At 35.4% G+C, this 24,955-nt stretch carries 27 protein-coding genes and 1 other annotated feature; of the genes, 9 read left to right on the top strand and 18 right to left on the bottom strand.

Annotation, left to right across the window (positions count from 1 at the left end; genetic code table 11):
- Positions 1–101: 101 nt before the first annotated feature.
- Both JFU50_RS15745 and JFU50_RS15740 read right to left on the bottom strand, forming a co-directional pair.
- Positions 102–725, bottom strand: coding sequence for an NUDIX hydrolase (locus JFU50_RS15745; RefSeq protein ID WP_201223272.1), 624 nt, complete (start codon positions 723–725; stop codon positions 102–104).
- A 176-nt stretch (positions 726–901) separates the two neighbouring features.
- Entirely contained in the window at positions 902–1,174 is a 273-nt protein-coding gene (locus JFU50_RS15740) for a transporter suffix domain-containing protein (protein WP_242485385.1), read from the bottom strand.
- Positions 1,175–1,593: 419 nt separating this feature from the next.
- On the opposite strand from JFU50_RS15740, the gene JFU50_RS15735 reads away from it, so the two are divergent.
- From JFU50_RS15735 to JFU50_RS15715, 5 genes are all read left to right on the top strand, one after another.
- Positions 1,594–2,628: an ROK family transcriptional regulator gene (locus JFU50_RS15735; RefSeq protein WP_201223270.1), complete on the top strand. Its 1,035-nt coding sequence runs from the start codon at positions 1,594–1,596 to the stop codon at positions 2,626–2,628.
- A 55-nt stretch (positions 2,629–2,683) separates the two neighbouring features.
- Positions 2,684–3,916 (top strand): MFS transporter, encoded by a 1,233-nt coding sequence (locus JFU50_RS15730; RefSeq protein WP_201223268.1) that lies wholly within the window; start codon positions 2,684–2,686, stop codon positions 3,914–3,916.
- Positions 3,917–4,034: 118 nt separating this feature from the next.
- The gene (locus JFU50_RS15725) at positions 4,035–4,415 is read left to right on the top strand and encodes a VOC family protein (protein ID WP_201223266.1); all 381 of its coding nucleotides are present in this window, start codon (positions 4,035–4,037) and stop codon (positions 4,413–4,415) included.
- A gap of 267 nt (positions 4,416–4,682) precedes the next feature.
- Positions 4,683–5,363: a copper homeostasis protein CutC gene (locus JFU50_RS15720; protein WP_201223265.1), complete on the top strand. Its 681-nt coding sequence runs from the start codon at positions 4,683–4,685 to the stop codon at positions 5,361–5,363.
- Positions 5,364–5,744: 381 nt separating this feature from the next.
- Entirely contained in the window at positions 5,745–6,617 is an 873-nt protein-coding gene (locus JFU50_RS15715; RefSeq protein WP_201223264.1) for a DMT family transporter, read from the top strand.
- A gap of 79 nt (positions 6,618–6,696) precedes the next feature.
- Here the strand turns inward: JFU50_RS15715 and JFU50_RS15710 are convergent, their stop codons facing one another.
- Positions 6,697–7,155, bottom strand: a complete 459-nt coding sequence (locus JFU50_RS15710) for a VOC family protein (protein ID WP_201186423.1) — start codon at positions 7,153–7,155, stop codon at positions 6,697–6,699.
- 158 nt (positions 7,156–7,313) lie between these two features.
- Positions 7,314–7,820, bottom strand: a complete 507-nt coding sequence (locus JFU50_RS15705) for a GNAT family N-acetyltransferase (RefSeq protein ID WP_201186424.1) — start codon at positions 7,818–7,820, stop codon at positions 7,314–7,316.
- A 204-nt stretch (positions 7,821–8,024) separates the two neighbouring features.
- On the opposite strand from JFU50_RS15705, the gene JFU50_RS15700 reads away from it, so the two are divergent.
- The 3 genes from JFU50_RS15700 to JFU50_RS15690 all read left to right on the top strand — a co-directional run bounded on the left by JFU50_RS15700 (position 8,025) and on the right by JFU50_RS15690 (position 11,352).
- Positions 8,025–8,591, top strand: a complete 567-nt coding sequence (locus JFU50_RS15700; protein ID WP_201223263.1) for a sigma-70 family RNA polymerase sigma factor — start codon at positions 8,025–8,027, stop codon at positions 8,589–8,591.
- Complete coding sequence (locus JFU50_RS15695; RefSeq protein WP_201223262.1) at positions 8,588–9,727, top strand: DUF4179 domain-containing protein; 1,140 nt, start codon at positions 8,588–8,590, stop codon at positions 9,725–9,727. Before JFU50_RS15700 ends, JFU50_RS15695 begins: the two co-directional genes overlap by 4 nt.
- Before the next feature lie 236 nt (positions 9,728–9,963).
- Entirely contained in the window at positions 9,964–11,352 is a 1,389-nt protein-coding gene (locus JFU50_RS15690; RefSeq protein ID WP_053347509.1) for an L-cystine transporter, read from the top strand.
- A gap of 177 nt (positions 11,353–11,529) precedes the next feature.
- On the opposite strand, the gene JFU50_RS15685 is transcribed toward JFU50_RS15690, so the two are convergent.
- The 14 genes from JFU50_RS15685 to JFU50_RS15640 all read right to left on the bottom strand — a co-directional run bounded on the left by JFU50_RS15685 (position 11,530) and on the right by JFU50_RS15640 (position 23,453).
- Positions 11,530–12,207: a phosphatase PAP2 family protein gene (locus tag JFU50_RS15685; RefSeq protein WP_201186427.1), complete on the bottom strand. Its 678-nt coding sequence runs from the start codon at positions 12,205–12,207 to the stop codon at positions 11,530–11,532.
- A gap of 296 nt (positions 12,208–12,503) precedes the next feature.
- On the bottom strand, positions 12,504–13,853 hold the full coding sequence (locus JFU50_RS15680) for an amino acid permease (protein WP_053347511.1): 1,350 nt from the start codon (positions 13,851–13,853) through the stop codon (positions 12,504–12,506).
- 58 nt (positions 13,854–13,911) lie between these two features.
- Positions 13,912–14,147 (bottom strand) — a binding site (T-box leader).
- A gap of 160 nt (positions 14,148–14,307) precedes the next feature.
- The gene (locus JFU50_RS15675) at positions 14,308–15,003 is read right to left on the bottom strand and encodes a cupin-like domain-containing protein (RefSeq protein WP_201186429.1); all 696 of its coding nucleotides are present in this window, start codon (positions 15,001–15,003) and stop codon (positions 14,308–14,310) included.
- 13 nt (positions 15,004–15,016) lie between these two features.
- A complete protein-coding gene (locus tag JFU50_RS15670) occupies positions 15,017–16,090 on the bottom strand; it encodes a TldD/PmbA family protein (RefSeq protein ID WP_201223261.1) in 1,074 nt (357 codons plus the stop codon).
- Positions 16,087–17,325: a UPF0489 family protein gene (locus tag JFU50_RS15665; protein WP_201186432.1), complete on the bottom strand. Its 1,239-nt coding sequence runs from the start codon at positions 17,323–17,325 to the stop codon at positions 16,087–16,089. Before JFU50_RS15665 ends, JFU50_RS15670 begins: the two co-directional genes overlap by 4 nt.
- The gene (locus JFU50_RS15660; protein ID WP_201186433.1) at positions 17,315–18,109 is read right to left on the bottom strand and encodes a hypothetical protein; all 795 of its coding nucleotides are present in this window, start codon (positions 18,107–18,109) and stop codon (positions 17,315–17,317) included. The genes JFU50_RS15665 and JFU50_RS15660 overlap by 11 nt, the downstream gene beginning before the upstream one ends.
- The gene (locus JFU50_RS15655; protein WP_201186434.1) at positions 18,094–19,059 is read right to left on the bottom strand and encodes a multinuclear nonheme iron-dependent oxidase; all 966 of its coding nucleotides are present in this window, start codon (positions 19,057–19,059) and stop codon (positions 18,094–18,096) included. Before JFU50_RS15655 ends, JFU50_RS15660 begins: the two co-directional genes overlap by 16 nt.
- Before the next feature lie 25 nt (positions 19,060–19,084).
- A complete protein-coding gene (locus JFU50_RS15650; RefSeq protein ID WP_201186435.1) occupies positions 19,085–20,971 on the bottom strand; it encodes a B12-binding domain-containing radical SAM protein in 1,887 nt (628 codons plus the stop codon).
- A gap of 95 nt (positions 20,972–21,066) precedes the next feature.
- Positions 21,067–21,201, bottom strand: coding sequence for a hypothetical protein (locus JFU50_RS31480; protein WP_274607074.1), 135 nt, complete (start codon positions 21,199–21,201; stop codon positions 21,067–21,069).
- 55 nt (positions 21,202–21,256) lie between these two features.
- Positions 21,257–21,391, bottom strand: a complete 135-nt coding sequence (locus JFU50_RS31475) for a hypothetical protein (protein ID WP_274607075.1) — start codon at positions 21,389–21,391, stop codon at positions 21,257–21,259.
- A 55-nt stretch (positions 21,392–21,446) separates the two neighbouring features.
- Positions 21,447–21,581, bottom strand: a complete 135-nt coding sequence (locus tag JFU50_RS31470) for a hypothetical protein (RefSeq protein WP_274607075.1) — start codon at positions 21,579–21,581, stop codon at positions 21,447–21,449.
- Between the two features lie 55 nt (positions 21,582–21,636).
- The gene (locus tag JFU50_RS31465; protein ID WP_274607075.1) at positions 21,637–21,771 is read right to left on the bottom strand and encodes a hypothetical protein; all 135 of its coding nucleotides are present in this window, start codon (positions 21,769–21,771) and stop codon (positions 21,637–21,639) included.
- A 71-nt stretch (positions 21,772–21,842) separates the two neighbouring features.
- Complete coding sequence (locus JFU50_RS15645; protein WP_201186436.1) at positions 21,843–23,234, bottom strand: MFS transporter; 1,392 nt, start codon at positions 23,232–23,234, stop codon at positions 21,843–21,845.
- 81 nt (positions 23,235–23,315) lie between these two features.
- Entirely contained in the window at positions 23,316–23,453 is a 138-nt protein-coding gene (locus tag JFU50_RS15640) for a hypothetical protein (protein WP_201186437.1), read from the bottom strand.
- Between the two features lie 168 nt (positions 23,454–23,621).
- Between JFU50_RS15640 and JFU50_RS15635 the strand changes: the two genes are divergently transcribed.
- Positions 23,622–24,527: a helix-turn-helix domain-containing protein gene (locus JFU50_RS15635; protein ID WP_201186439.1), complete on the top strand. Its 906-nt coding sequence runs from the start codon at positions 23,622–23,624 to the stop codon at positions 24,525–24,527.
- Positions 24,528–24,955: the final 428 nt, after the last annotated feature.

Raw genomic sequence — 24,955 nt, 5'->3', positions numbered from 1 at the left:
AATGAGATTTTCAGCTTTTTGAACACAACTTAAGCCCCAACAAAACTCGAATTGTTTTGTTGGGGCTTAAGTTTTAGTTAGCTTTGGTCAGAACCTGAATGCTATGATAAGTTTTCTCTGATCAACCTAATAATGCTTTTATAATAGGAAATATCATGCGGCACAAATTTATCTCTGCCAACATATTGATCTATCATCATTCTATGGTCATCTTGATTGATTTCAAAGCCTTGGATATTCACTTCTTCTTTTGTTCCGTCCCACAGATCTTCAAAATCATCCAATTCAACTTTTACCATCCCTGAAACTTCTTCTTTTTGTAAGGTGAAGTCATCGAAACACTGAGTACTTTCATATAGAAATACGTTAGCTAATTCTTTGTCGATGAAATTTTCTTTTGTTACATGATATTCGATAACACCTAATGAGACCAACTTATCAAAAGAAACCTCGATGCCTATTTCTTCTTTAATCTCCCTTACACCGTCGTATATCGTTTCATGAGCCAGCAAATGTCCGGCAGCCGTAATGTCCAATAGGTTCGGATAATCTTTTTTCATCTCACAACGATGTTGAAGATAAAGATAATCCACCCCCGCTTCTCTACTAACGAACCAACAATGGAAAACCTCATGCCAATGTCCCATTCTATGTACTTCTTCACGCGTAGCCACGCCGATTTGTTTACGATCCGCATTAAATACTTTCAACATCTCATTTTCCATATTTCGCTTCTCCCTACGTTTTATTTTTTACTTTTCGTCTCCAAACATTAAAAAGAAACTGCGACATAGAGGACAATATGGGATGCAGGTTAGATATAGGTGGTGAAAAAGAGCCAAGATTTAATGTGGTTCCATGCCCTCACTCTTTTTTACACTACCTTCTAAACTTTTATTTTTCATTTTCCTGCTTTTTCTTTTTTCCAATTTTTCGGGTTTAAGTAACTTTTAAATTTAGCAGCTACTTCTTTTCCGACTAAAAGTGCACCTACCCAGAACATTACTTCTGCAAAGACTATTGCTCCTGTTATGACCCCCGCTTTAACCGCAGTTGGAAATGGCGTAAAAGGAGCTATTACAGGAATAATCCAAGTGAGAAGAGACACTATTAGAAAACCCATTCCTATTTTGTAAAACTTCGATTTCGTTACTTCCTTACCTTCTTTATCCAATTAAATAACCTCCGTTATGATTATACTCATTTAATTTTTCCGGCAACCATTTTACTTTCAATATACCATTCTCTAAATATATTCTTTTTTTATACGTTTGAATGGACATTTCGTTTCATTATAAATGAAAATAAAAAAATAGTTGATAGTGAAATCATAATCAATAAGCCACTGAGGTTACCCGGGATGAAAAATAGAGTAGCCAAACAGGATGATTTATAGGTATCAAGTGTGCAATCCTCCTCCACAATTGGTCCTTTGGGCCAGACTCAGAAAGAGCAATGCCAGTATTTGTAAGTTGTATAAATAATAAATATTCGATTTTAATTTCCATTGTTTCCCAAACTTGTATGTGATATAGTATCATCGTAACTTATTAAAGATCTTTAATAAGTTTTTTATATTAGGTGGTGAACATTATGAATGAGTTATTTGTTACTCCAAAATCTATGAAGAAGGTTATCCTTAATGGTATTCGTACAACTCTTTTAGAACTTGGAAGTGCAACAAAAGTTGAACTCAGCGATAAATTAGGAATTAGTTTCCCGACAATAAGTAAATTCCTAGCGCAGATGGAGAAGGATGGGGAACTTATTTTAGTCGGCCTCGATGATTCTAGTGGTGGAAGAAGAGCAAAACGATATGCATACAATCCTGAACATATGTTAGGTTTAGCACTATTTTTAGAGAGAACAGAGACAAATTATGCAATTTTTAATTGTTTGGGTGAAGTGAAGGAACAGGGAAAAACGTCAAGTGTATTAATAGATGATAATCTAAAATTATTAACCAAGTATATTGAAGACATTATAGCTAAATACTCAAAGATTAGTTCAATGGCAATTGGTGTCCCTGGTTCGGTTGATAATGGTCGGATTTTTTATATACCAGGCTACGAGCATTTTCAAAATTTTGATTTAAAAGGATACTATGAGGATCGTTTTTCTATCCCTGTGGTAGTAGAGAACGATATGAATGCTGCAGTTCTTGGATATCACAATAATAAGGGGAATAATGACAATCAATCTCTTATATATTTGTATTCCGGTCAAAATGGTCCAGGTGCAGGAATTATGATAAATGGAGACGTGGTGCGAGGAAGTACTTTTTTCTCGGGTGAGGTTTCATTTGTCCCGCAGTATGATGACCGAAATTTTCTGCAAGCTTTAGAAAATGGAAGTGGACCTAAGAAAGCAACTATCTGTGAGGAATATGAGATTGATGCAATTAGCCGTTTAGTAGCTACGTTTGTAGCAATCATTAACCCTCATACGATCATTTTTTGCAATGATGATGTGAACAAATTAATAATAGACCAAATTGTAATAAGGAGCTCAAAATATATCCCAGTAGAACATCTTCCAGAGATAACAATGAGTGATTGGAAACAAGACTATCTATATGGATTACAAAATCTTGGACTTGATCTCATGATCACTGGAACAAGCAGGTAAAACGAATCAGAAGTACAATGGAGCACCGCAAAAAAATTAAAGGCGGGTTATATATATGGCTACATTCTTTTTAGTAATCATCTATTTGGCTTTCATCAGCTTAGGTTTACCTGATTCATTGTTGGGGGTTGCATGGCCTGTGATGCAATTGGAATATGGAGCACGGCTTGAGACTGCTGGCTTGCTTTTTATGACGATAGCAGGTGGTACAATTATTTCAAGTTTAGCAAGCGGAACTGTACTTAAACGGTTCGGAACTGGGAATGTTACATTTGTCAGTTGCTTAATGACTGCTGGGGCTTTGCTAGGTTTCACTTTTGCTCCATCGCTTGTTTGGTTAATTATTTGTGCCATACCACTTGGATTAGGTGCAGGTTCTGTTGATGCAGGATTAAACAATTATGTTGCTACACATTACAAAGCACACCACATGAGTTGGCTACATTGTTTTTGGGGAGTTGGGGCTACACTTGGTCCCATCATTATGTCTCAGTTTATTTCAGAGCAAAATTCTTGGAGACAAGGATATCTTACTATTGCTGGAATTCAGTTCGCATTAGTTATAATCCTATTCTTCACTCTGCCTTTATGGAATAGGGTCGCAAGAAACAGCAATGTTACTTTAAGTGAAGAGCCGGAAGATTCAAAAAGTGTATTTAATGATGAAGATGCTAAAGATATAAAACCTTTGAAGATTAGGGGAGTTAAGCTAGCTCTGATATCTTTCTTGTTTTATTGTGGTGTTGAAGCAACAATGGGCCTATGGGGAAGTAGCTTTCTGGTAAATGTTAAGGAGTTACCCGTAGCGGTAGCTGCACAATGGGTTTCCCTATATTACGCAGGAATAACAATTGGCAGATTTATTACAGGCTTTATTACTTTAAAGGTCAGTAACCGTACTCTCATTCGGTTAGGCCAAATAACAGCATTAGCTGGTGCGGTACTTCTATTCTTACCATTGCCGTCTAGTTTCTCACTTGTAGGCTTTATCATGATTGGATTAGGATTAGCACCGATATTTCCGTGCATGTTACATGAAACACCAGCACGCTTTGGAAAGGAGCATTCTCAGACAATTATGGGCTATCAAATGGCAGTTGCCTATACAGGTAGTACGTTCATGCCTCCTCTTCTTGGTTTCATTGCATCTCAATCAACAATAGGAATCTTCCCGTTTTTTATTGTTGTTTTTGTTGTAGCAATGATACTTGGTTCAGAAAAATTAAATGTCTTATTGAAAAAAAAGGATTTTTTTAAGGGGAAAAATACGAATTCTAAAGTACTTTAGTGATATAGAGTTTGCATTGATAACTAAGTTGCTTATTTTTATATTAATGAGAATAAAGATTAGTAGTTGTTTAGTACGAAAGCTGATAAAGAGAAAATAAACGAATAAGGTGAAGATGATGAAAATTGAACATGTAGCTATTTGGGTGAATGATTTGGAAACAATGTGTGCTTTCTACACGCAGTACTTCAAGGGCACAGCCAATCGTTTATATCGTAATACGGAAAAGCAATTTGAATCCTATTTTATCACTTTCGAAACTGGAGCACGTCTAGAAGTTATGCGACAGAAAGGAATACAAGATAAAATGACTACCCCAATAACAGGATATGCTCATATCGCTTTTTCTGTGGGAAGCAAAGAGAATGTCGATCAATTAACAGAAACGTTAAAAGCAGCAGGATACCCTGTGTTGAACGGCCCACGTATCACTGGGGATGGTTATTATGAAAGCGTAGTAAACGACCCTGAAGGAAATCAGGTAGAGATAACAATCTAACAGAAAATCAGACCATGATAAAATTGATTGTGACTGTAGTTACATAGAAAGCTGATTTCGTTTCAAAAAAACCTCCCCTTTTTTTGAAAATGAAATGCTTATTCTTTTGTAATGAAACTTTCTTTTATAAACCAGTTTATTGTCACTGTTCTTCTGACACTTAAATTGTTTTATCCAAAAATTAATCAACAGCAACAAAATGATATACTTTTATTATTGTGATTCCTATGAAGGATACCAAAGAACTTGTCAAGAAAGGAAAATCTAATGTACATTGAATTTATTGCCACAACCATAGAAGATGCCCTTTTAATTGAAAAATCGGGTGCAGACCGTATCGAGCTCGTTTGTGCTTTAACTGAGGGCGGTTTAACTCCCAGTTACGCCCTGATAGAAGCTGTCGTCAGTTCGGTAAGCATTCCAGTCAACGTGATGGTAAGGCCTCATACCCAATCATTTCAGTATTCTCCTGATGATCTGAGTATTATGAAGAATGATATAAAGATTATTTCCTCATTGGGGGCAAACGGCGTCGTATTGGGTGTATTAAATGAAAAAAATGAAATCAATCAAATATACCTGGAAGAACTATTAACAGCATGTGAAGGTTTGGAGATTACATTCCACCGAGCCATCGATGATACTCCTGACCCAGTACGAGCTGCTGAAATGCTAGCACAGTATCCGGAAATTACAACGATATTGACCTCCGGTGGACATGGTGATTTCCCAACCCGCATGCAAACCATTCACCAAATGAAAAAAGCCTGCGGCGACATCTCGATTTTAGTCGGCAGCGGCTTAAATAAAGATAATATCCTTTCTATCCATTCCGAACTAAATACCGGTTACTATCATTTTGGTACAGCTGTTAGAAAAAATAGCAGCTTAATTGAAGGAGTTCAATTAGATAAAGCGAAAGAAATTGTAACCATGCTAAAGATTTAATGAAAAGATTCTGTTAAAAAACAATAGGAATGGGACCATTTCTTTGGTCCCTTTTCTGTCCCTTATTGAAGTAAAGTACACGTTTGTTGCATAAAAAAGGGCTGATCGTAACAGCTCATCTTGGTTCGTTACTCATATTTATTTTTCTTCATACTCCTCTATATTGATTAGTACGAATAGCCAAATTGCTGAACAGTTAATATACTTAATTCCACCAATTATTGTATGATTAAGAAAACATTATGAAAGTGAGCTGAAATCTGATGATGTATTCACCACTATTTGAAAATGATGTACCTGTAGTTATTCTCCCTTAACGGTAGAAAACTACAACTCCGTTAAGGACAGTATTATTTGTCTAGAGAAAACGGAGGGCACAAAATGAAAAACACCTTATTAGGTTCTTTATATTTATCACTCGCTGCTAGTATTTGGGGCGGGATGTATGTTGTGGTAAAGGTTGTGGTAGACTCTGTTCCACCACTTGAATTAGTATGGTTCCGCTATGTAATTGCTATTGTTGCATTGCTAATTATTGGCGTTGTAACAAAACAATCATGGCGTATTGAAAAACGAGACTGGCTGCTAATTTTCATGATTGGGCTTACTGGAAATACAATTTCCATTGTAACCCAAGAAATTGGTACGATGCTTTCTACCGCACAAATGGGTGCTATCATTACTTCAACCACACCTGCATTCATGGTGCTATTTGCGCGAATTATTTTAAAAGAAAAAATTACGTTTGAAAAAGCACTTTCAATTATTCTAGCTACAATTGGTGTCTGTATTATAGTCGGAAATGCGCATATCAATTCATCTAATCAACTTGGTGCGGTATCGTTACTTATTGCAGCACTAACATGGTCGCTTATGTCTGTTCTTATTAAGCGTGTCCCCGGGCAATATTCACAAATTGTGGTAACAACCTATGCTATTCTTGTTTCAATTATCTTACTTACGCCTTTTACAATTAATAGATTAGATAAACTCGACTTCCAAGCCATGATGCATCCAACTATTTGGGGCGGCCTTTTATACTTGGGAGTCATTTCGACAGCATGTGCCTTTTTACTATGGAATCGCGGATTGCAAATGCTTAATGCTTCAAGTGGCGGATTATTTTTCTTTTTCCAGCCTATAGTCGGTACCTTTTTAGGGTGGTTATTGCTAGGTGAGCAAATTGGCCTGCCTTTTTGGATAGGTACTATATTAATCTTTATTGGTGTTATATTTGTTATTCGAGAAGAATAAGCATCAGGAAAAAGCTGATTGGTGTTATTGCCGATCAGCTTTTTATATAACTTTGGCATTTTTATTAATAGTTAATTAGTCACTTAGTAAGTAATTCTTCCCATTCTTCAAGTGAAAGTTTATTGGTCATATGCTTATATGCATCAGGTACTTCTATTGAACACATAAGCTCCAAACTATTACCATCTGGATCATTAAAATAAACGGAAGCGTTCCCTTGATGGGGACGAACAAAAGGTTCAATGGACGTTCTTTTTCCAAAAGGGACAACTTGAATTTGCAGGGATTGAAGCCAAGTCAAAGCATTTTTCATATTTTCATAAGATACTCGAAAAGCGATATGCCGTAGTGAAGGGTGATATGGAGTTTGATATTCTTCCCCTTCCCACAGACCTACCCAACTTTTGTTTTCCTCGATCCAAAAGAAGGCAGTATCTTCATCCTTCCATGCCATTTTCAAGCCTATTTTCTTATAAAATTCCATTGAAATGGCTAAGTCTTTAACAGGTAAATGGGCTTCATATAAACCTTCTATCATAGTAGATTCTCCGTTCTCGTTCAAAGTAATGAAAGCTTTTACTATTCTTGCGAAACATTCATGCCGGTAAAATATTTTGGGAATGTTGTATGTTCTATCATTTTTTTCATTGGTTCATCTCCTAAATATCTCAATCGCCTATTTTTCAGTCCGAATTTTTATATTGTCCTACAATAATAGATAAACGTTTCCTTTTGACCGTGTTCATTTTTTTCCTCATTAATAGAAATCCGTATAAATCCGTTTCTTTCTAAAACTTTTTGAGAGGCAATATTGTTACTTGTTGTTTTCGCATGTATCTGGTTTACACTTAATTCTGCCGCTGTGTTTACTAATAGCTTTAATGCTTTATTGGCTATTCCCCTTTGCGTATACTTCTCTCCAATTCTATAACCCACATGTGCCGAGCCATTGGTATTATCAATATCCACCAAGTTAATTCTTCCGACAATAGAGCCTGAGTCATTCTTAATGAGATAAAAATATGAGATATTTTCTTCTTGTTCTTTTAATAATTCCCTATGTCTATTTTTAAACGTTTCGAAGGTATAATAATCATCTCCACGACTTGGGACCGTTTGTTCAAAAAACCTTCTATTATTGCATTCAAATGTAAATAACTCTTCCGCATCTCGTTCATTTAGCCTATCAATAAATATTTCCATCACTACTCATCCCTTTCCAAAACACTTGGCTCATCTTTACAAAGTTTGATAACTTCAATACCCTATAATTCAAGAAACCTATTTACATATCCTTCCTGATAATACCTGCCCTATCAAGTTCCCAAATCTTTTTGAGAATAAATATTTTTCCATACGTTGTATAAGGTGTAAAAGCTTTTACAAAAAAATAAGGGGAATCATTACATGAAGTCTACTGATGAAAATTTTATACAACGGCTGCAGCGACAAGAAGAAGACGCATTAGAATTTATAGTTGATAATTACTTGCCATTGATTAAGGGGATCACATTTAAAATTCTTTCCCCCCTTAAGAACGAAGGAATTATTGAAGAATGTATCAATGATATTTTTCTCTCCATCTGGAACAATTCGAAAAAGTTCCATGGCGATTCAACAGATTTCAGAAAATGGATTTGTGCGATCGCTAAGTTTAAATCGATTGATTCCTACAGAAAAGCTACTAAGAAAGTGGAATTTACTTCAAGTTATACCGATGTGAATCTAGAAAAATCAGCAGAAGACGAACTGATTATGATGGAAGATAGAACGGAACTACTTCAGTTAATCGAGCTTTTAGAGCCTGTTGATCGAGATATTTTTATCTTGAAGTTCTTTCTAGGTTTTAAGAATGAGGATATTTCGATAAAACTCGGGTTAACCAAAGCTTCGATTGACAATCGAATTTATAGAGGAAAGAAGAAACTAAATCAAAAAGCTACGAATCTTAAGTTAGGAGGCAGCGTAGTATGAAGGATATTTATGAATTATTAAATGATATAGACATAGACGAAACTGAATTTGAGGAAATGGAAGTTACTGAACTAGAAAAAGCTAAAGTCAAAAGAACTCTTAAAAAATCAATAAGCAAGAAGAAAAAAATGAAGGGTTGGCAAAAGAAAGTTCTGGCTGCTTCCATTATATTAGGATTATCCACCGCAACCATTGGATTATCATTCACAGCTTCTGCTAAAAGCATTCCTTCGATTGGAGATATTTTTAGCTTTTTTGGTAATGGAAATACTGGTCTCTATGATGATATCAAGAATGATGGAAAGGGTCTTTATAGTGATTATAAGAACTACTCCAACGAAATTGGCCTTACCGAAGAAAGCAATGGCCTTACTTTCACGATAAATGACGCCATTTATGATGGAAAAACAGTAACCATCACTTATACCATTGAAAGTGAAGAAGATTTGGGTGACGGATCATTCTATATTCCCGGCCCACAAATAAAAGAAATGAAAGCCCAAGCAGGATCAGATGGAATTACAAAAGTAGCTGATAAAAAATATGTAGGCTTACTAACGGCTAGTAATTTAGATGAGCTTAAAGAAAATACGGTAAATATAGACTGGGATATTAACAGCATTAGTATTACCGATACGAATAAAGAGATAAAAGGAAATTGGAACTTTGCATTCTCTCTAAAAGCAACGGAAAGCAACGAAAAGGTTATTAATAAAAGTGTAGATCAATATGGAGTAAAGGTGTCCGTTGAAAAAATCGCGATATCACCGATGTCCTTTGTCGTTCATTACAATCAAGAAGTTTCCGACTTAGTTAAAAACAAGTGGGATGAGGTCTATGTTGAATTGACTATTAAAGATGACTTAGGAAATGTGTACGCTGGACAAGGCAACGGAGGAAAAGGTTTCGGTTCTTATAATATGAGCTGGAGTAAAACCTTCCAAAAAATTGATCAGAACGCTACGAAACTGATTGCAACTCCTCATTTGTCCTTACGTAATTTCACTTCAGAGAACCATGGGGAAGTAACCATAACGGAAGATGGTAAAGAAAAGGTGTCATCCTTCCCAACAAAACCGAGTAGTGCTCCCAAAGAGTTGGTATTGGATGATATCGTGATTGATTTGAAGAAGTAATAATTGTATCTATGAGAGGTATACTGAAACCCTGATCCGTGAGTGGAGAAAGGTTCATGTATACCTCTCTTTTATTGTTCCTTCTTATTCAGTTCTTGAATATGGATAAATACATGAATTCCTCTCCAAGTCAAAAATAAATAATTTTCTTCTGGTAAATAAATAAAAAATGATGTATTATAATTTCAGATATTAATTAATCTTATTTGGTTAATCGGAATTGAGGAGGGAAATATATGATTGGTTATGTATTTTTAAATCTTGCTATTATGCTCGTACTTTTAGGCGTTTTATTTTATATGAATAAGAAACATGTTTCTTTTACAAAAAGGGTCTTTACTGGACTTGGATTAGGGATTGTATTCGGTCTTCTTTTGCAGTATTTCTATGAACCTCAGTCAGAAGCGATTGTTAAATCAGTCGATTGGTTTAACATTGTAGGTTCAGGCTATGTTAAGTTTCTGCAAATGATTGTTATGCCGCTTGTCTTCATCTCTATCTTGTCCGCCTTTACAAGGTTGAAACTAACTAGCAATATCGGAAAGATCAGTGTCCTGATTATCGGGATCTTGCTTGGAACGACTGCGATTGCAGCAGCCGTGGGGATTACATCCGCAACTGTGTTCAATTTAGAAGCCGTTCAAATTGAGCAAGGAGATGCAGAGTTAAGCCGTGGGGATCAAATAACGGAAACATACGGTACCATTCAAGATAAAACGATGCCGCAACAAATCCTTGAATTGATTCCGTCAAATCCGTTTCAGGATTTAACGGGAGCCCGTCCGACTTCAACTATTTCTGTTGTGATTTTTGCTGCATTTCTTGGGATTGCCTATTTAGGGGTCAAAAGGAAGCAGCCTGAACATGCTGAGTTTTTTGCTAAAATAGTAGATACATTGCACAGCATCATCATGCGCGTGGTAACGTTAATTCTACGTTTAACGCCTTATGGAATCTTGGCGATCATGACTAAAACGGTAGCGACAAGTGATCTGGACGCTATCCTGAAATTAGGAAAATTCGTGGGAGCCTCTTATGTCGCCCTAATTGTCATGTTCTTGATTCATTTGTTATTGTTGACGCTTGCCGGATTGAATCCAGTGGTATATTTGAGAAAAGCTTTCCCAGTATTATCGTTTGCCTTCACTTCAAGAACAAGTGCGGGTGCTCTGCCATTGAACATCCAAACACAGAAACAATTAGGAGTGTCTGAAGGAATTGCCAACTTTGCTGGATCCTTCGGTTTGTCGATTGGTCAAAACGGCTGTGCCGGCATCTATCCGGCCATGTTAGCCGTCATGATCGCTCCAACAGTGGGTATTGACCCTCTAACACCATCATTTATTGCCATGTTAATTGCCATTGTAGCCATTAGCTCTTTCGGGGTTGCTGGCGTAGGTGGAGGAGCAACTTTTGCTGCTATTCTAGTATTGTCAGCAATGAACTTGCCAATTGCCTTGGCGGGACTTTTGATTTCCGTTGAGCCATTGATCGATATGGGAAGAACGGCTGTGAATGTCAGCGGAAGCATGACTTCAGGTATTCTAACAAGTAAAATAACGGGTGACCTGGATAAGGAAAAATTCAGCGAAGAATCATCATTGAAAATAGAAGCTGAAATGTAAAAGCAAAAGCACCAATCTTCTTATTTCTTGAAGATTGGTGCTTTTCTCATTGATTGTAAAATGTATTTTACTTAAGAAGCCTATATAAAATGCCACTGTAAGATATACGCTCCTAAGAGCTGGTATCTTACAGTGGCATTTTTCTTGTAAACGGATCAAGGCATTTTCTCAAAATACCTATAGATCCGTATTTTTTATTTCTTTTTTTATTTGTCTCCCTGCATAATGATTGGTCCGATAGGCTGATAGTGCTTGGAACATATACTGTATCGAAACATACACCCCACATGCAAGGAGTATTCCTGCTAGTACATCTAAAACAGCATGCTGTTTCGTAAATAGCGTGGATAAAATAATCAGTGTTCCAAATGCAGTGACACTAGCAAACTCCCATTTATGCTGGTCTTTCCGTTTATACACAACGATCATCATAATAAATGTTGTCAGTACATGAATACTAGGTAAACAGTTAACAGGTTGATCATGACTATAAACAAGTCGAACTAAATTGGCAAAGATATCGTTCCCCACCACTTCTGGACGTGGTACGGTCGTTTGCCAAAAACAATATACAATAAAACAGAGAAGTTTTCCGCTAACCAAACTACCTAATGCAACAAAATAATGCTTGCGGTCAACAAAACAGTAATAAATCATCAATCCATATATATACGGATACCAAAGTAAATAAGGAACGACAAATTCTTTAATGAAGGGAATCTCCCCATCTATTAGAGTCGTAACATCGACAGCATGACCTGTTGATTGATTGATGATCGAGTAAATAGAACTAGTAAGTACCAAAAGTAATAAATAACATACTGGGTGAAAAGAGAAAAGAGTATTGTTTTTCATAGTTCGCTCCGGCTTTCAATATAATGGTTATTTTCCAAAGATTATTATACAACATTTAGCACTCAATTGGACTCATAACATGCTAGATTTAATGATTCCCAGGAACTATTAAATGATATCTTTGACTCTTTCTAATAATAGACCTTCTCATGATAAAAAAAGCCATGGTATGTTAATATATACCATGGCTTAAATAAGTTGCTTTATCCAACTCTCTCATTCGTTCGATAATACTTTTCTTGACCATATGAAACTGGAACTACACTATAAGAGAAAAAGGGTAGCCCCTCTTCCTTCTAGATTTTATTAAAGCGTCTTTTCCATACATAAGTTAAGGTAATAAAGAAGTAGATGCTAAGTGTAATAATCGTTACGATGATGGATGTCGTGAAAATGATTCCAATCAGGATCGTTATTAAAGCGATGATCGCAGCCCAAGTTGTATAAGGGAACCATTTAACCGAATAGGCACTTGTTTTTTCAGGATGTTTTTTACGTGATTTCAGATGAGCTATAGCTATGATTAACCAGATAAATAATACGGTATATCCCAGCGATCCCATTAGGAAATCGAAGGTCTTGCTCCCAGCAAATAAGGAAATCAGTACACCGCCATATAAAGCTGAAGTACACATTAATATTGCGTAAACAGGAACTTTCTTCTTGGATAAACGTGAAAAGATTTTCGGAATGCGACCGTCCACGGCTTGTGTATACAATACGCGAGATGAACCATACAGTCCAGAGTTCATCGATGAAATGATTGCTAGTAGAACAACTGCGTTCATAATATGGTCGGCACCTGGAATCCCTATCATTTGAAAGACCATCACAAACGGACTTTCAGGCACCCCGTTTACTTCGTTCCAAGGAATTAAACTAACGATGATGAAAAATGGAATGATATAGAAAGAAATGATCCTGACCAATGTACTGCGAACGGCTTTTGGAACCACTTTTTCGGGATTTTTCGTTTCAGCTAACGTGACCCCAATAATTTCAGTACCACCATATGAATAGATCACAACAAGCATCGCAGTGATTAAACCTGTTGATCCATTCGGAAAGAAACCACCATGGTCAGTCAAGTTAGAGAAACCGACGGCTGTATGATCACCAAAAGTTACGAGCAGTAACAATAATCCAGCCATGATGAACACAATAATGACGGTAATTTTAATTAACGCAAGCCAGTACTCCGTTTCAGCAAAAACCTTTACCGACAGCAAGTTAATCGCTGTAACTAACACAGAAACAGCTAATGCCAGTATCCAAATTGGATATCCAGGCAGCCAATATTGAATGAAAATCGCTGCAACGACGGATTCTGCCGTTATGTTCAATACCCACATTTTCCAATAAATCCAATCTAGAAAATAGGCAGGATACTTTCCTAGGATCGATTGAACTAAGTCCCTGAATGTTCTTGCACCGCTATTGCGGACCGCCATTTCAGCTAAACCTTGCATAATGAATAATAAGATGATTCCACCAATTAAGTACGCAATAATTACGGATGGGCCTGCCATATCAATGGCTGAACTGCTTCCTTTGAATAAACCTGCTCCAATAGCACCGCCTAATGCCATCATCGTAATATGCCGTGAAGTCATTGTCCTCTGTAAATTTCGTTTGTCCGTTTCCATATCATTACCTCCCAAAATCAAAAAAGGCATATCGTCTCTTCCTTCATAATCAAATGAAGAAAGAGACGATATGCCTTATGCTTACCGCGGTACCACTCTTATTGGTTCTTTTGAACCCTGCTTTAAAAACCTTGTAACGAAGGTTAATCGTTAAAACAAAGAGAATAGGTTTGATCTATTCTTTTGCTTTACCACTCCCAGGCAAGTTCAAAGTATTATTGGACTGCGTTACACCACCCCGCAGCTCTCTTTACCGAATAATTTGCTTTTACTACTCCTGATCTTTGCGTTTTGAAAATTATATCTGAATATTTTTAATAATATCCAATACTATACGGATTCGATGTAAATTTGTCAATAACTTTTTTAAAATAACATTTTAAAAGAAACAAATCTTAGTGAATTGTGAGTAAATACGAGTTTTCATCCTGTACACTTAAAAAGGAATGAAGAATTATTCCTTTTCATCTTTATACCAAAAATTCTCACTAACTGAGAAAGAAGTTTTGATGTTTCGAACGGCATGCCACCAATTTTTAGGTGTGTACATTAATTCTCCTGAAAACTGTTCCACAATGTAGGGCTTGGTATATTTGAAATTTGAATCCTCCTTTAAATCCAAATCGAATAAATCATGCTTAAATTCTTTCACATACTCAGTATCATCAGGACTGAAGAAAATCCACTTTTTTTGGCCAAATACTACTGCGTTCCAATTATGTGATTTCTCAAAATCCTGGTGTAGTGGGGTTCCTGTTCCAACCGAACCAAGGAAGATCCATTTTAATTTCTTGTTGTTTTTTGTCTTGATTGTATTATGGTTGAATAGAGATGGGGTTTCAAAATAACTCTCTAAATCCTCATTGCCCATTATGGAAAAAGGCCAGTCACAATACAATTTTTCGGGGTTATCATTTAATATACCAATGAATTTACCAAGTTTTGATTTGTAAAATTTTTTTTCTTGTTCGTATCCTGATTTCCTTATGATTATTTCCCTTTCTCCATAATTTGACTGTAGGTAGTCTGTATCCCAATCCCTAGAAGGCCATAAATCTACTAATCCAGTTATTATCAGTGGCTTTTTACCCGCATAATTTTCTTCAAAATTCATTAGTGATAATTCTTTATAGTGTATCTTTTCTATCAATTCGCTCATCCTTTCAGAGTACGGGATACAATGTTAGATTTTCAAAATGAATATGAGGTGAACCTTGGGTGACGCTAAGATTATTTTCACCATTTTTATTACAACCGAAAACCGGATTAAAAAAAAGCAGTTCCTTGCTAAGGGACTTAATAGCTTTAGCTGAATCAAGTTTGTTTCCTTTAATATCAAATCTTCTAAGTATTTTATTGGTTAATTTCCCATTTTTAATGACCAAACCATATGATGGCCTGATTACAAAATTCAAACCAAGTGATCCCCCACCCCAGGCACCTCTGCAATAAATACCATTTTCGATTCCTGAAATTATCTCCTGTACTTCCATATTGCCAGAATCCAAATAAGTTGTTGACATTCTGGGCATCACAATTGAAGATTTGTCAACGCTTCTTGCATTACAGGAAGATTGTAAACCTAGGAGCTTACAGGTTTTTGCATTATGCAGCAAACCTACGTTTATCCCGTCCTTTATTAAGTGAGTCCTAAATGTTTCATTCTGTTCCGCATCCAATAAATAACTACCATTTTGCCTAGGAATGGTCGGATCATCGAATACGTTAATTTTATATTCTGACCATTTGTATCCCATCGTTATTCCATTTGGCTTTAAATACTCTAGGTAATTATCTGCTTCTAAAGTATGACCAAAACATTCGTGTACATAATGAGATCCAGTCCATGGCTCAAGCACAATTTGTGTTTCAATCTTGCGTTCAAGTTGCTGACCATATAAAGCAGCTTCTATTTCCGCTAAAATAACTTCAAAATGATCCATTAATTCAGTACATGGTGACTTATTAGTTCTTGTTTGCCATAATACTGGAATAATAGATGTTGAAGTCTCTATTAAAATCATTATAAGGATGGAATACTTTAATTCATTACTGCTCAATCCAATACGAAGTTTAAAAGACTTCCAATGTCTTAAGTGATCATAGCTATCACGTTCAATGAATTTTAAACAATGATTTAATTCTTCTTGAAGAAACTTATTCTTTTCATTATCGCACCTTGGTGAAACAACCCCTTCAACAGTTGAATCATATGATATTAAATATTCATTGTTCATGGTTTCGTATCAGCTCGACTAATTATTAATTGCGAAGGATCGTAATGGATCTTGCCATCAAAATCCAGTAATTTCATTCCTAGTTTTGATGCGAATACTTCACCCAATATATAACCCTCTATTCTCATGGGTAATAATTCGATGCACTCTTTTGATAAATAATATCCTTTTTGATACAGCTCCAAACGAAGGCAACAAATTAAACTTAATATTAGGCCATGTGCCTCGATGGTATCCACTATATTTCCAGTTTTACTAAACCAATTTAAAGCCTCTTCATAATTACTATCCTTGAAAAAGTGAATTCCTAAAACATAGGCAGCCCAATATGAATCATCACCTGTTTTAGTCGCTATTTGATAGCAATTCTTAGCAAGCTCAATTTCACCAGATTGGGTATAGAGAATGGATTTCAATTTCCACCCTATTGCTCCTAATGGTTTCAATTCAAAGTTTAAATCATCTATTTCTGCTAGACTCAACTTTTTATTTGATGAAATTTTCTCCATCGTTACCTTAGGGGAAATCTTATCTTCCTTGGAATATACAATTTCCCTCCCCATTTGCCCGGCTATATATTCCCCTATCCACCTGAAACTTTCAGGTAGAAACCCACTTTTGATTGAATAGGTCATTGTTTTCACTTGATTAATGAGGCCTAGATTGTTCAATACATTTAAGGTTTCGTCTATATCATTGGATAAATCATTAGTCTTGGGATCATAAAAATAATCCAAATCAATATCTACAATAACCTGTTCATTAATTATGAATTCTCCCAGATATTCAATAGTCGTGACATGTAACTCAATATTATTTAATTGTACAGAAGCAGAATTTTTCCCATTTCTAAAGCTTGATATGAATTCTTTCCCATGATTTGGCACAAGAGATAAAAGCCCCCAAAGTAATTCACTAAATCCTTTTTCTCCTAACATATGAGGGTATACCCATATAATTTTCCGAAAAAGACCCTCTTGTATTGCGGCGTACAAAAAGTCATCAATTCCATAAGAATATCTTCCATCTTCCCGACAAGGAATATCTTTTTTTAATTCATCAATACACAGACCCTCTTTAATGAACTGACTAATTCTGTTCATTTTTGAATTTTCTATGAACTTTAAATCTAAGTGTTGATCTAAATAAACCAAGGTACTATTCCTAGGAATTTCATTGACCCAATATGAAAATACTTCACTATGTTCCTCATATACATATATTTTATCCATCATTCTTGATTAATCCTAAGTTTAGAATCCAATTTATCTGGTCTTGATTGAACTTTTGTTGGCGGTTTATTTCCCTTGAACCTCCTATTTCTACCATTTCTAATATACTTGGGTGAATGGGGCCCCTAATTAAATTTTTTTCGGTCGCTGCATATAGCCATATAACCTTTTCGGAATCACTAGCTACTTTTTTTCCACTTAGTGCCTCGGATATTTCTTTAGAATATGTTTGATACGCATAGTAAATATGACCATTATTTTTAACAAGGTCACTATCTATTCTAAAAAATGGGTGTTTATTGACTGTTAGTATAGATAAAATGGCATTTAAAAATTCGTGTTTTAATAGTAAATGATTATTATCAGCCGCAAGGATAAACTCTTCGTTTTCAGACAAATAATTGTAAAACGCTTCCTCGATACATGTCCCTTCCCCTGCATAGGGCAATTCCATGTAACACTCGAAATGTTTGGACGCCAGGAACTTATGCATTAGCATCGTTATATCGGTTTCACGGAATTCTAAAGCCTGAAAAACACCGGGAAAAGAAGTTCTTAAACCACCTTTATGTTCAATATTTCCACTCATTAAATTTCTTACAATCGTTGTAGCCGTCGCTACAAGCTCTTCTTTATCTATTGTTTTTATGTGATTTAAATTATCAGCTGATAAATTCAATTCATTAAATTCATCATTTAAAAAGTTATTTCTATACTGGTAATCATATAATAAATTGTAAAGTAACTCGTCTAGTGAATAATTCTTTGGTTTTAAACCATTTGCCATTTTTCAACTGCCTCCTTCATCCTTTGATAATTTTTCTGTGACTTCGGAATTAATATTCCTTCATCTGTATATTTAGGGTCTTCATATGTAATGGCTTTTAAATTAGGGCATAAAGGAAGCAAGTAATCTAAAAGCTGGATTTGTTCATCCATTAAAATTCCATGATGCAGATCTCTGAATTTCCCTTTGATAATTTGACAACCTGAAAGATGCAATTCAAAACAGTTTTCAAAAGGCAATTTTTCTAAACCATTGAACATCTTTTCATTTGTATTCCCTAACAACCATTGATAACTAAGGATATGACCAATGTCTATAGTGATAGGGGAGTTTGTCTCCTCGACCAATGTTCTGAAATAATCAAAGCCATTTATTTCTCCAATAAAGAAGTTAGTACCTTCAGTGAATCCAGGAAACTCAACTGAAACTGGAACAGCCAGTTCAGATTGGTATTCGTTGATGTTCTTTATACAAGCTTCCAATCCTGCTGGTGTCATATATGGTGGTAAGGGGAAAGGGACGGTTTTCCCTTTTATTGACCACAGGCCAAGATCTTCTACAATCCATCTTATGTTATATCTTTCTATAATCTTATTAGTAAATTCTATGATTTCAGATTTTTTGTAATATTCGGTAGCCCCCATATTTAAAATCGTTTGATGGAATGCTCTCGCCTTAAGATGTGGATTGGCTTCGAATAATCTATCATAGGCATCAAAGTAATCCTCGGCTTTTAACACACTTCTATTTTTCGGTTGAAAAGCAAAGAAAATATAGTTAAACTCGTCTTTATAATTTTGAAAAAAGCCTTTCATCTTAGGCGTGATGTCGTCATGGTCCCCTTTGCTGGAAAAACCTATATCTTCCCCCCAAGGTAAATCCATGCCTAAACCAAGTCCAAGCTTTTCCTTTACATTTGGAAATTTTATTTTCTGATAGACTGTGCTCATTAGTCTTTCCTCCCCATAAGTTATTTTATTTAAGGCTAATCACACCTTTTTCGACAAAATACTCTAGGTACTTTTTATCGTCTGCTTTGCTCATTATCAGTGTGTTTCCGAATACTTCTAAGGATTCTGGCACTAAGAAGATTCTTTGCCATACAAAATCCATGATATACGTTTTATCTAACTTAATGATTTTAGTCCATGGGTTTATCAATAAGGTATTTGAAGTGATATCCGGTCCTTCCTTTTTGTATTTATCAGGAGGAAGCTCATCATTTTTTTGTGGGTTGACATTTTTATGCAGTTGCAAGAATCTATTCAGCTTTTCTTCAAACGTTATTCCGTCAGAGTATTGAAATGTAGCGCCCATTCTACCCATCCCATAATTGAGTAATTTGTTCCCTCTTAGATTTTTGCTTGATTGAATATGGATATCAGGATTATTTGTATCTTCATAAATATAAGTACCGGGTTCTAAAACAAGCATTTGCATGACGTCGATGCCAATTTTATCTTGATTTTTAAGTAAAAATTCCTCAGAACATTCAATTTCATCCTCGGTTTCACCAGGTAAGCCACCAATGATAGACATTCGCAGCGTAATGTTGGCATTATGTAAATTATCTATTATCTGTTGATAGTTACTAGAATGCACTCCTTTATCCAAGGAGTCTAAAATCCTTTGAGAATTGGTTTCATAGCCAACAGACATTAAAATACAACCTAAATTACTTAGTTCAAAACAAAATTCAGCGTCTAACAACACATTCTCAAGACGGTTTCGTGTACTGAATTTAATTTCATAACCTCTAGATTTAAGTATTTTGACTGCATTGACGACAAGCCGCAAATTAGTATTCTCATCTATGAAATTAATTCTATTAACCCCATAATTGTTAATGATATCCTCGCACTCGCTTGCTACTTGCCTTGCCGTTTTCTGCTGATAACTTTTTTCTTTTCTTGATCTATTACCATATGAACAAAAAGTACATCGTCCCCAGTAACACCCCACACATGTAATCAAAGACATATGCACTTCTTCATCTAAATAGTTTTTGTACGGTAAATCAGAAAAATCAGGTGGTAAGGCATCGGTGATCCTATATGCAGACTTAGATGGGACATTTTCAACATTTTTTTCATTAAGCCAAACAATATCCGGCACCTCCCCGATTTGGCAATCGTTTTTCAAATACCTGTTTAACATGAATAATGTTTCTTCACCGGCTGATATTCCTAATGAATCCACAAATTGATTTAATCCATTTAGGCTAAAGAAAGATGATTGACGAATCATGATTTGTTGCCCACCCATAATAATGTGGGTATTAGGGGAAAGTTCTCTAATCCACTTGCATATTAAAAGGGAAGGTAATATTTGGCTATAGTAAGCGATAGAAAGCGCGAAGATTTTGGGCTTATCGTTAAGAATTTTTTCTTTGATATTTTCGTATAAAACCTTTGTTGCTATATCACTTTTTTTCCAACTAAAATTCCTTACCGATTCAAGGATTTCTTCCAATGAGGTAATCTCAAGTTTTAAAAATGAATTTACTAGTAGTAGCTCTATGCCTTGTCTCACCAACCGAACGTCATACTTCAATGAATCAGACGATCTTTTCTCAATAAATACATTATTGTAAAGTTGCTTTTGTTCTTTGAATAAGTATTTAGCCATTTCGACTTTATATATCAATTTTAAGTCTTTACTTCCATTTTCATTGATACTCACATATTCAGCTAAACAATCTTCACTAAATAGGGTATGGCATAATTCAATATTTAAATCAATTTGACTTACACTCATTCCCTTGTTTCTCAAAAAACTAGTAATCATAGGTAAACTTAAATAAGGAAAGAGCCTGGCTTCAGTTAGAGGAGGAAAAACTACCATAGCATCTGAATTTTTCATCTAAAGAAATTCTCCTTTTATTTATCCAAAGAGAGTGCTAGTTTTTAAAAAGCTAACACTCTCTTTGAATCACCTTTATGGATTTAGGATCTAACTTATTTTTCTGCGTCCGTCACTGTACTGAAACGGAACGCATGAAATGCACTCCCTACTTCTAGCTCTTTAGCTTCAATTACTTCAAGGTTTTCCACTAGCTTTTCCGCTTGTGTTTTTTCCACCTGCTTAGTCATATGTTTCACCTCCTTAACATTTGTAATGGATTGCCTGTAACTCCTAGGCTTTAATCTATTTTTCTGCGTCCGTCACTGCACTGAAACGGAACGCATGAAATGCACTCCCTACTTCTAGCTCTTTAGCTTCGATTACTTCAAGGTTTTCCACTAGCTTTTCCGCTTGTGTTTTTTCCACTTGCTTAGTCATATGTTTCACCTCCTTAACATTTGTAATGGATTGCCTGTAACTCCTAGGCTTTAATCTATTTTTCTGCGTCCGTCACTGCACTGAAACGGAACGCATGAAATGCACTCCCTACTTCTAGCTCTTTAGCTTCGATTACTTCAAGGTTTTCCACTAGCTTTTCCGCTTGTGTTTTTTCCACTTGCTTAGTCATATGTTTCACCTCCTTAACATTTGTAATGGATTGCCTGTAACTCCTAGGCTTTAATCTATTTTTCTGCGTCCGTCACTGCACTGAAACGGAACGCATGAAATGCACTCCCTACTTCTAGCTCTTTAGCTTCGATTACTTCAAGGTTTTCCACTAGCTTTTCCGCTTGTGTTTTTTCCACTTGCTTAGTCATATGTTTCACCTCCTTAAAATCACTTCAAATCTGTCTCTTCTTGGTATATTTCACTTTCAGATAAACGAGAATTATACTTCTTCTTTCAAAGACAATTTTATATTGCTCTTTAGAAGCCTTTTATCATAAACGACTGTTCCTATAGCCACCAAATATAATCCTATACAAATGATTAACACGTATGAAAAACCAACTTGGGAAAATTCACCTTGGTCAGTACCATAGTCCAGAAAAGTGTTGAATACCCCCGCAGCGAAAGCCCCAGTTCCAAACTGTACCATCTGGAACAAACCCATATAAACCCCTGTTTCTTCCTCAGGAACGGACAACATAGCAATTTTATTTTGTGTGGGCATGGAAATGACACCGGCCAATCCAAAAAGGAGAAATGCAAATATAAAGAAAATTAAGCTGCCATTAAACATTGTCAAAGTAAGGTTTACCATTCCAATTATGGAAATCGAAATAGATAAAAGTAAAAGGTTTCTATTGTCTTTTAAATCTGCAAGTTTACCGGCATACCCAGATAACAAAACCGCCAGTATCGAATCTGCCATAATGATATAGCCAACAATATCTGGTTGAATATTGTGTACATCCCGCATGTAACTTGGAATGTAAAGCACTATTACATTTGTGATGAGAAAAAGAACGAATATTCTTATGATTGAAGAGATAAAAATGGTGTTTTTTATTGCCTTTCTTGGAAGCAAAGAAGTATTTCCGTGGTTTGCCCGTTCATAAAATATAAATAAAATTAAACTCAATATCGTAACAACAATAGAAAGCGACCGTTCCACTACACTAATATCATCATTGAATATGAATTGAAAACTGATTACCATAACTAGTAAAGCCAAACTGTTTTTTAAAGGTAAATGAAGGTTTGCCGTGATTCTTTTTTTTGATTTGGGAGTTACCATTAATACAAGAATTAAGGATATGCAACTTATGATAATCAATACTCCAAATATCATTTGCCAAGAGTAATATTTTATTACCAAACCACCAACAGCTGGTCCAATAAGTGTGGCAGTCGCTAAAACTCCGGAAAACCATCCAAAAGCCCACCCTAATTTATTATCCTTAAAACTTTGCCTGATTAATAATACCTGTGCAGGTACTACCATTGCATCTGCAATTGCCTGAAGCGTCTGGTAGAGCAAGAACAAATTCCAATTATTTGTGGTCCCACTAAGAATGGTTGATGTGATGAATAGCGATAGGCCAAATATCAACAATTTTCTTGCGCCTAATACATCCGCCACTTTACCAAAAAGCGGAATGAGAAATGCGAAAAAAGAAAAGAATAGAATATTTCTAATTTGAAGCGTGGAATAAGAAATATTAAAATAGTCTACAAGATTAGGGAATGCAATCGTCAACATGGACGTAGACATCACACTAGCTATAACACATGAAGAAATGGTTATAATCAATAATTGATCCTTATTTATTTTCATATATATAATCCTTTTTTTATTTATTTTATTTAAATTCCCCTTTAGGCATCTTCCTTTTTTAACATAGGTTCATATTGGTATTTAAATCTTTTCATGCTGATTCGGCAGATCATTTATTGTAGGCCGATCATCTACAGCCAATTTGACGCTTGAATCGAATTGTAAAACCATTGCTAGCATTAATAGAATGGAGAACCCAGATACTAATATTTTTTTCATATACCTTAACCTCCCGATATTGATTGATACAACTAGTATAAACCATCCAAATATGGTACATTTTTCTTGCGTGACTGCTACAGGGTATTTTTTTCGATATATTTTTGGTGTTTCCAATGAAATACATAAAAAAATATAAAAGTATTTATATTTTTAGGAGTTGATAAAATGGATGCAAGTATTCCTTTTAAGCTTGGAAATGTTCTCTACACTTTAAGAAAAAGGTCAGGTATAACACAAAAAGTTATGGCAGAGGGAATCATTACTCAAGCACAACTAAGCAACATAGAGAAGGGGAAAGTCATTCCATTAGCGACTACTTTATATGAGCTCTCATTACGTTTAGGTATCAGCATTGAAGATATACTTTTAGAAACTTATTCAGACCGAATGGAATATAGTGAGGAAGTGAAATCTCAAGTAAGGGTTTCAATTAGAAATAGAGAGTATCGGCAGGTAAAACGGATTCTCGAAGCAGAACAATACCATGCAGATTTCCAGTCATCTATCAATAAACAATTCATCCTCTGGCATTTGGGGATCGTAGCATATTATTGTGATAGTGATATATTGAAATCCCTAGATTTTTTAGATCGAGCCTTAGACTTATCTACTCATTTTCATATTTTTTCTGCTCAAAAAATAGAAATTTTGAATAGCAAAGCCATTATTTATAACGAAATTACTGAATATAAAAAGTCAATTGCCACTTACGAAGATGCCCTTAAGCAATTTCAACAACTTCCAAAAACTTCAATGAATTATAGAATTAAAGTCCGGATTCATTACGGATTGACAAAATCCTTACATAAGGACGCACAATATTATGAATCTATAAAAATTTGCTCTGACGCTATTCAAATTTTAACCCGGGAAGAATCTATGTACCTATTGGGAGAAGTTTTATATCAACGTGCCCAATCCTTGCAGTCAATGAACAACATGGAAAGTGCCACAAAAGGGTATGAAGAGGCAAGGAATATATTCTTATTGCAGCAGAATTACGAATTTGAGAAAGTCGTTCAGGAAAGACTCTATGAGATAAAGAAATCTCTTAAAGTGTATAAAGATTGAAGAATTCACATAGCAACACAATGCTGTACTTTTTTGGTTAGTATAATGTCACTGATATATTCTAGTTAAGTCCTTTACAATAATTTTTTTAGAGAATGTGTCCGTCTTGGAACGTAAAAAGACTGCATATCATTATTACCGATAATCAAGCACGAGAGTTAAGGGAAAACGGTTATGGCATATCAAAAGGAAAGCATTCAATTCAAACTGGAAATTTCCATCTAAAAAAAGACTTTTATATTTTCAATCAAAAATAGCCAAGATTTATCGAGGTACACAAAAATCAATAACCCGTACTAAAAAAATCCCAAGAAACCACCTTTTTCAAACCATTCAACTAGACGTCATGAACAGGACTAACAAAAGAAACCTAGCTCATTCAAGCTGGAAAGCAAAGGATAGCATAGGGGAATTCCTCGATGTCATTT

This window comes from Peribacillus sp. TH14, from assembly GCF_016651145.1.
GTDB lineage: Bacteria > Bacillota > Bacilli > Bacillales > DSM-1321 > Peribacillus > Peribacillus butanolivorans.
Note: the sequence above shows the minus strand (reverse complement) of the source record. Positions and strands in the feature narration are given on the sequence as shown.

Excerpts from the sequence above, each read along its gene's own strand:
- JFU50_RS15745 (WP_201223272.1), bottom strand. The coding sequence starts at position 725 with ATGGAAAATGAGATGTTGAAAGTATTTAATGCGGATCGTAAACAAATC.
- JFU50_RS15735 (WP_201223270.1), top strand. The coding sequence starts at position 1,594 with ATGAATGAGTTATTTGTTACTCCAAAATCTATGAAGAAGGTTATCCTT.
- JFU50_RS15730 (WP_201223268.1), top strand. The coding sequence starts at position 2,684 with ATGGCTACATTCTTTTTAGTAATCATCTATTTGGCTTTCATCAGCTTA.
- JFU50_RS15725 (WP_201223266.1), top strand. The coding sequence starts at position 4,035 with ATGAAAATTGAACATGTAGCTATTTGGGTGAATGATTTGGAAACAATG.
- JFU50_RS15720 (WP_201223265.1), top strand. The coding sequence starts at position 4,683 with ATGTACATTGAATTTATTGCCACAACCATAGAAGATGCCCTTTTAATT.
- JFU50_RS15715 (WP_201223264.1), top strand. The coding sequence starts at position 5,745 with ATGAAAAACACCTTATTAGGTTCTTTATATTTATCACTCGCTGCTAGT.
- JFU50_RS15710 (WP_201186423.1), bottom strand. The coding sequence starts at position 7,155 with ATGATAGAAGGTTTATATGAAGCCCATTTACCTGTTAAAGACTTAGCC.
- JFU50_RS15705 (WP_201186424.1), bottom strand. The coding sequence starts at position 7,820 with ATGGAAATATTTATTGATAGGCTAAATGAACGAGATGCGGAAGAGTTA.
- JFU50_RS15700 (WP_201223263.1), top strand. The coding sequence starts at position 8,025 with ATGAAGTCTACTGATGAAAATTTTATACAACGGCTGCAGCGACAAGAA.
- JFU50_RS15695 (WP_201223262.1), top strand. The coding sequence starts at position 8,588 with ATGAAGGATATTTATGAATTATTAAATGATATAGACATAGACGAAACT.
- JFU50_RS15690 (WP_053347509.1), top strand. The coding sequence starts at position 9,964 with ATGATTGGTTATGTATTTTTAAATCTTGCTATTATGCTCGTACTTTTA.
- JFU50_RS15685 (WP_201186427.1), bottom strand. The coding sequence starts at position 12,207 with ATGAAAAACAATACTCTTTTCTCTTTTCACCCAGTATGTTATTTATTA.
- JFU50_RS15680 (WP_053347511.1), bottom strand. The coding sequence starts at position 13,853 with ATGGAAACGGACAAACGAAATTTACAGAGGACAATGACTTCACGGCAT.
- JFU50_RS15670 (WP_201223261.1), bottom strand. The coding sequence starts at position 16,090 with ATGAACAATGAATATTTAATATCATATGATTCAACTGTTGAAGGGGTT.
- JFU50_RS15665 (WP_201186432.1), bottom strand. The coding sequence starts at position 17,325 with ATGATGGATAAAATATATGTATATGAGGAACATAGTGAAGTATTTTCA.
- JFU50_RS15660 (WP_201186433.1), bottom strand. The coding sequence starts at position 18,109 with ATGGCAAATGGTTTAAAACCAAAGAATTATTCACTAGACGAGTTACTT.
- JFU50_RS15655 (WP_201186434.1), bottom strand. The coding sequence starts at position 19,059 with ATGAGCACAGTCTATCAGAAAATAAAATTTCCAAATGTAAAGGAAAAG.
- JFU50_RS15650 (WP_201186435.1), bottom strand. The coding sequence starts at position 20,971 with ATGAAAAATTCAGATGCTATGGTAGTTTTTCCTCCTCTAACTGAAGCC.
- JFU50_RS31480 (WP_274607074.1), bottom strand. The coding sequence starts at position 21,201 with ATGACTAAGCAGGTGGAAAAAACACAAGCGGAAAAGCTAGTGGAAAAC.
- JFU50_RS31475 (WP_274607075.1), bottom strand. The coding sequence starts at position 21,391 with ATGACTAAGCAAGTGGAAAAAACACAAGCGGAAAAGCTAGTGGAAAAC.
- JFU50_RS31470 (WP_274607075.1), bottom strand. The coding sequence starts at position 21,581 with ATGACTAAGCAAGTGGAAAAAACACAAGCGGAAAAGCTAGTGGAAAAC.
- JFU50_RS31465 (WP_274607075.1), bottom strand. The coding sequence starts at position 21,771 with ATGACTAAGCAAGTGGAAAAAACACAAGCGGAAAAGCTAGTGGAAAAC.
- JFU50_RS15645 (WP_201186436.1), bottom strand. The coding sequence starts at position 23,234 with ATGAAAATAAATAAGGATCAATTATTGATTATAACCATTTCTTCATGT.
- JFU50_RS15640 (WP_201186437.1), bottom strand. The coding sequence starts at position 23,453 with ATGAAAAAAATATTAGTATCTGGGTTCTCCATTCTATTAATGCTAGCA.
- JFU50_RS15635 (WP_201186439.1), top strand. The coding sequence starts at position 23,622 with ATGGATGCAAGTATTCCTTTTAAGCTTGGAAATGTTCTCTACACTTTA.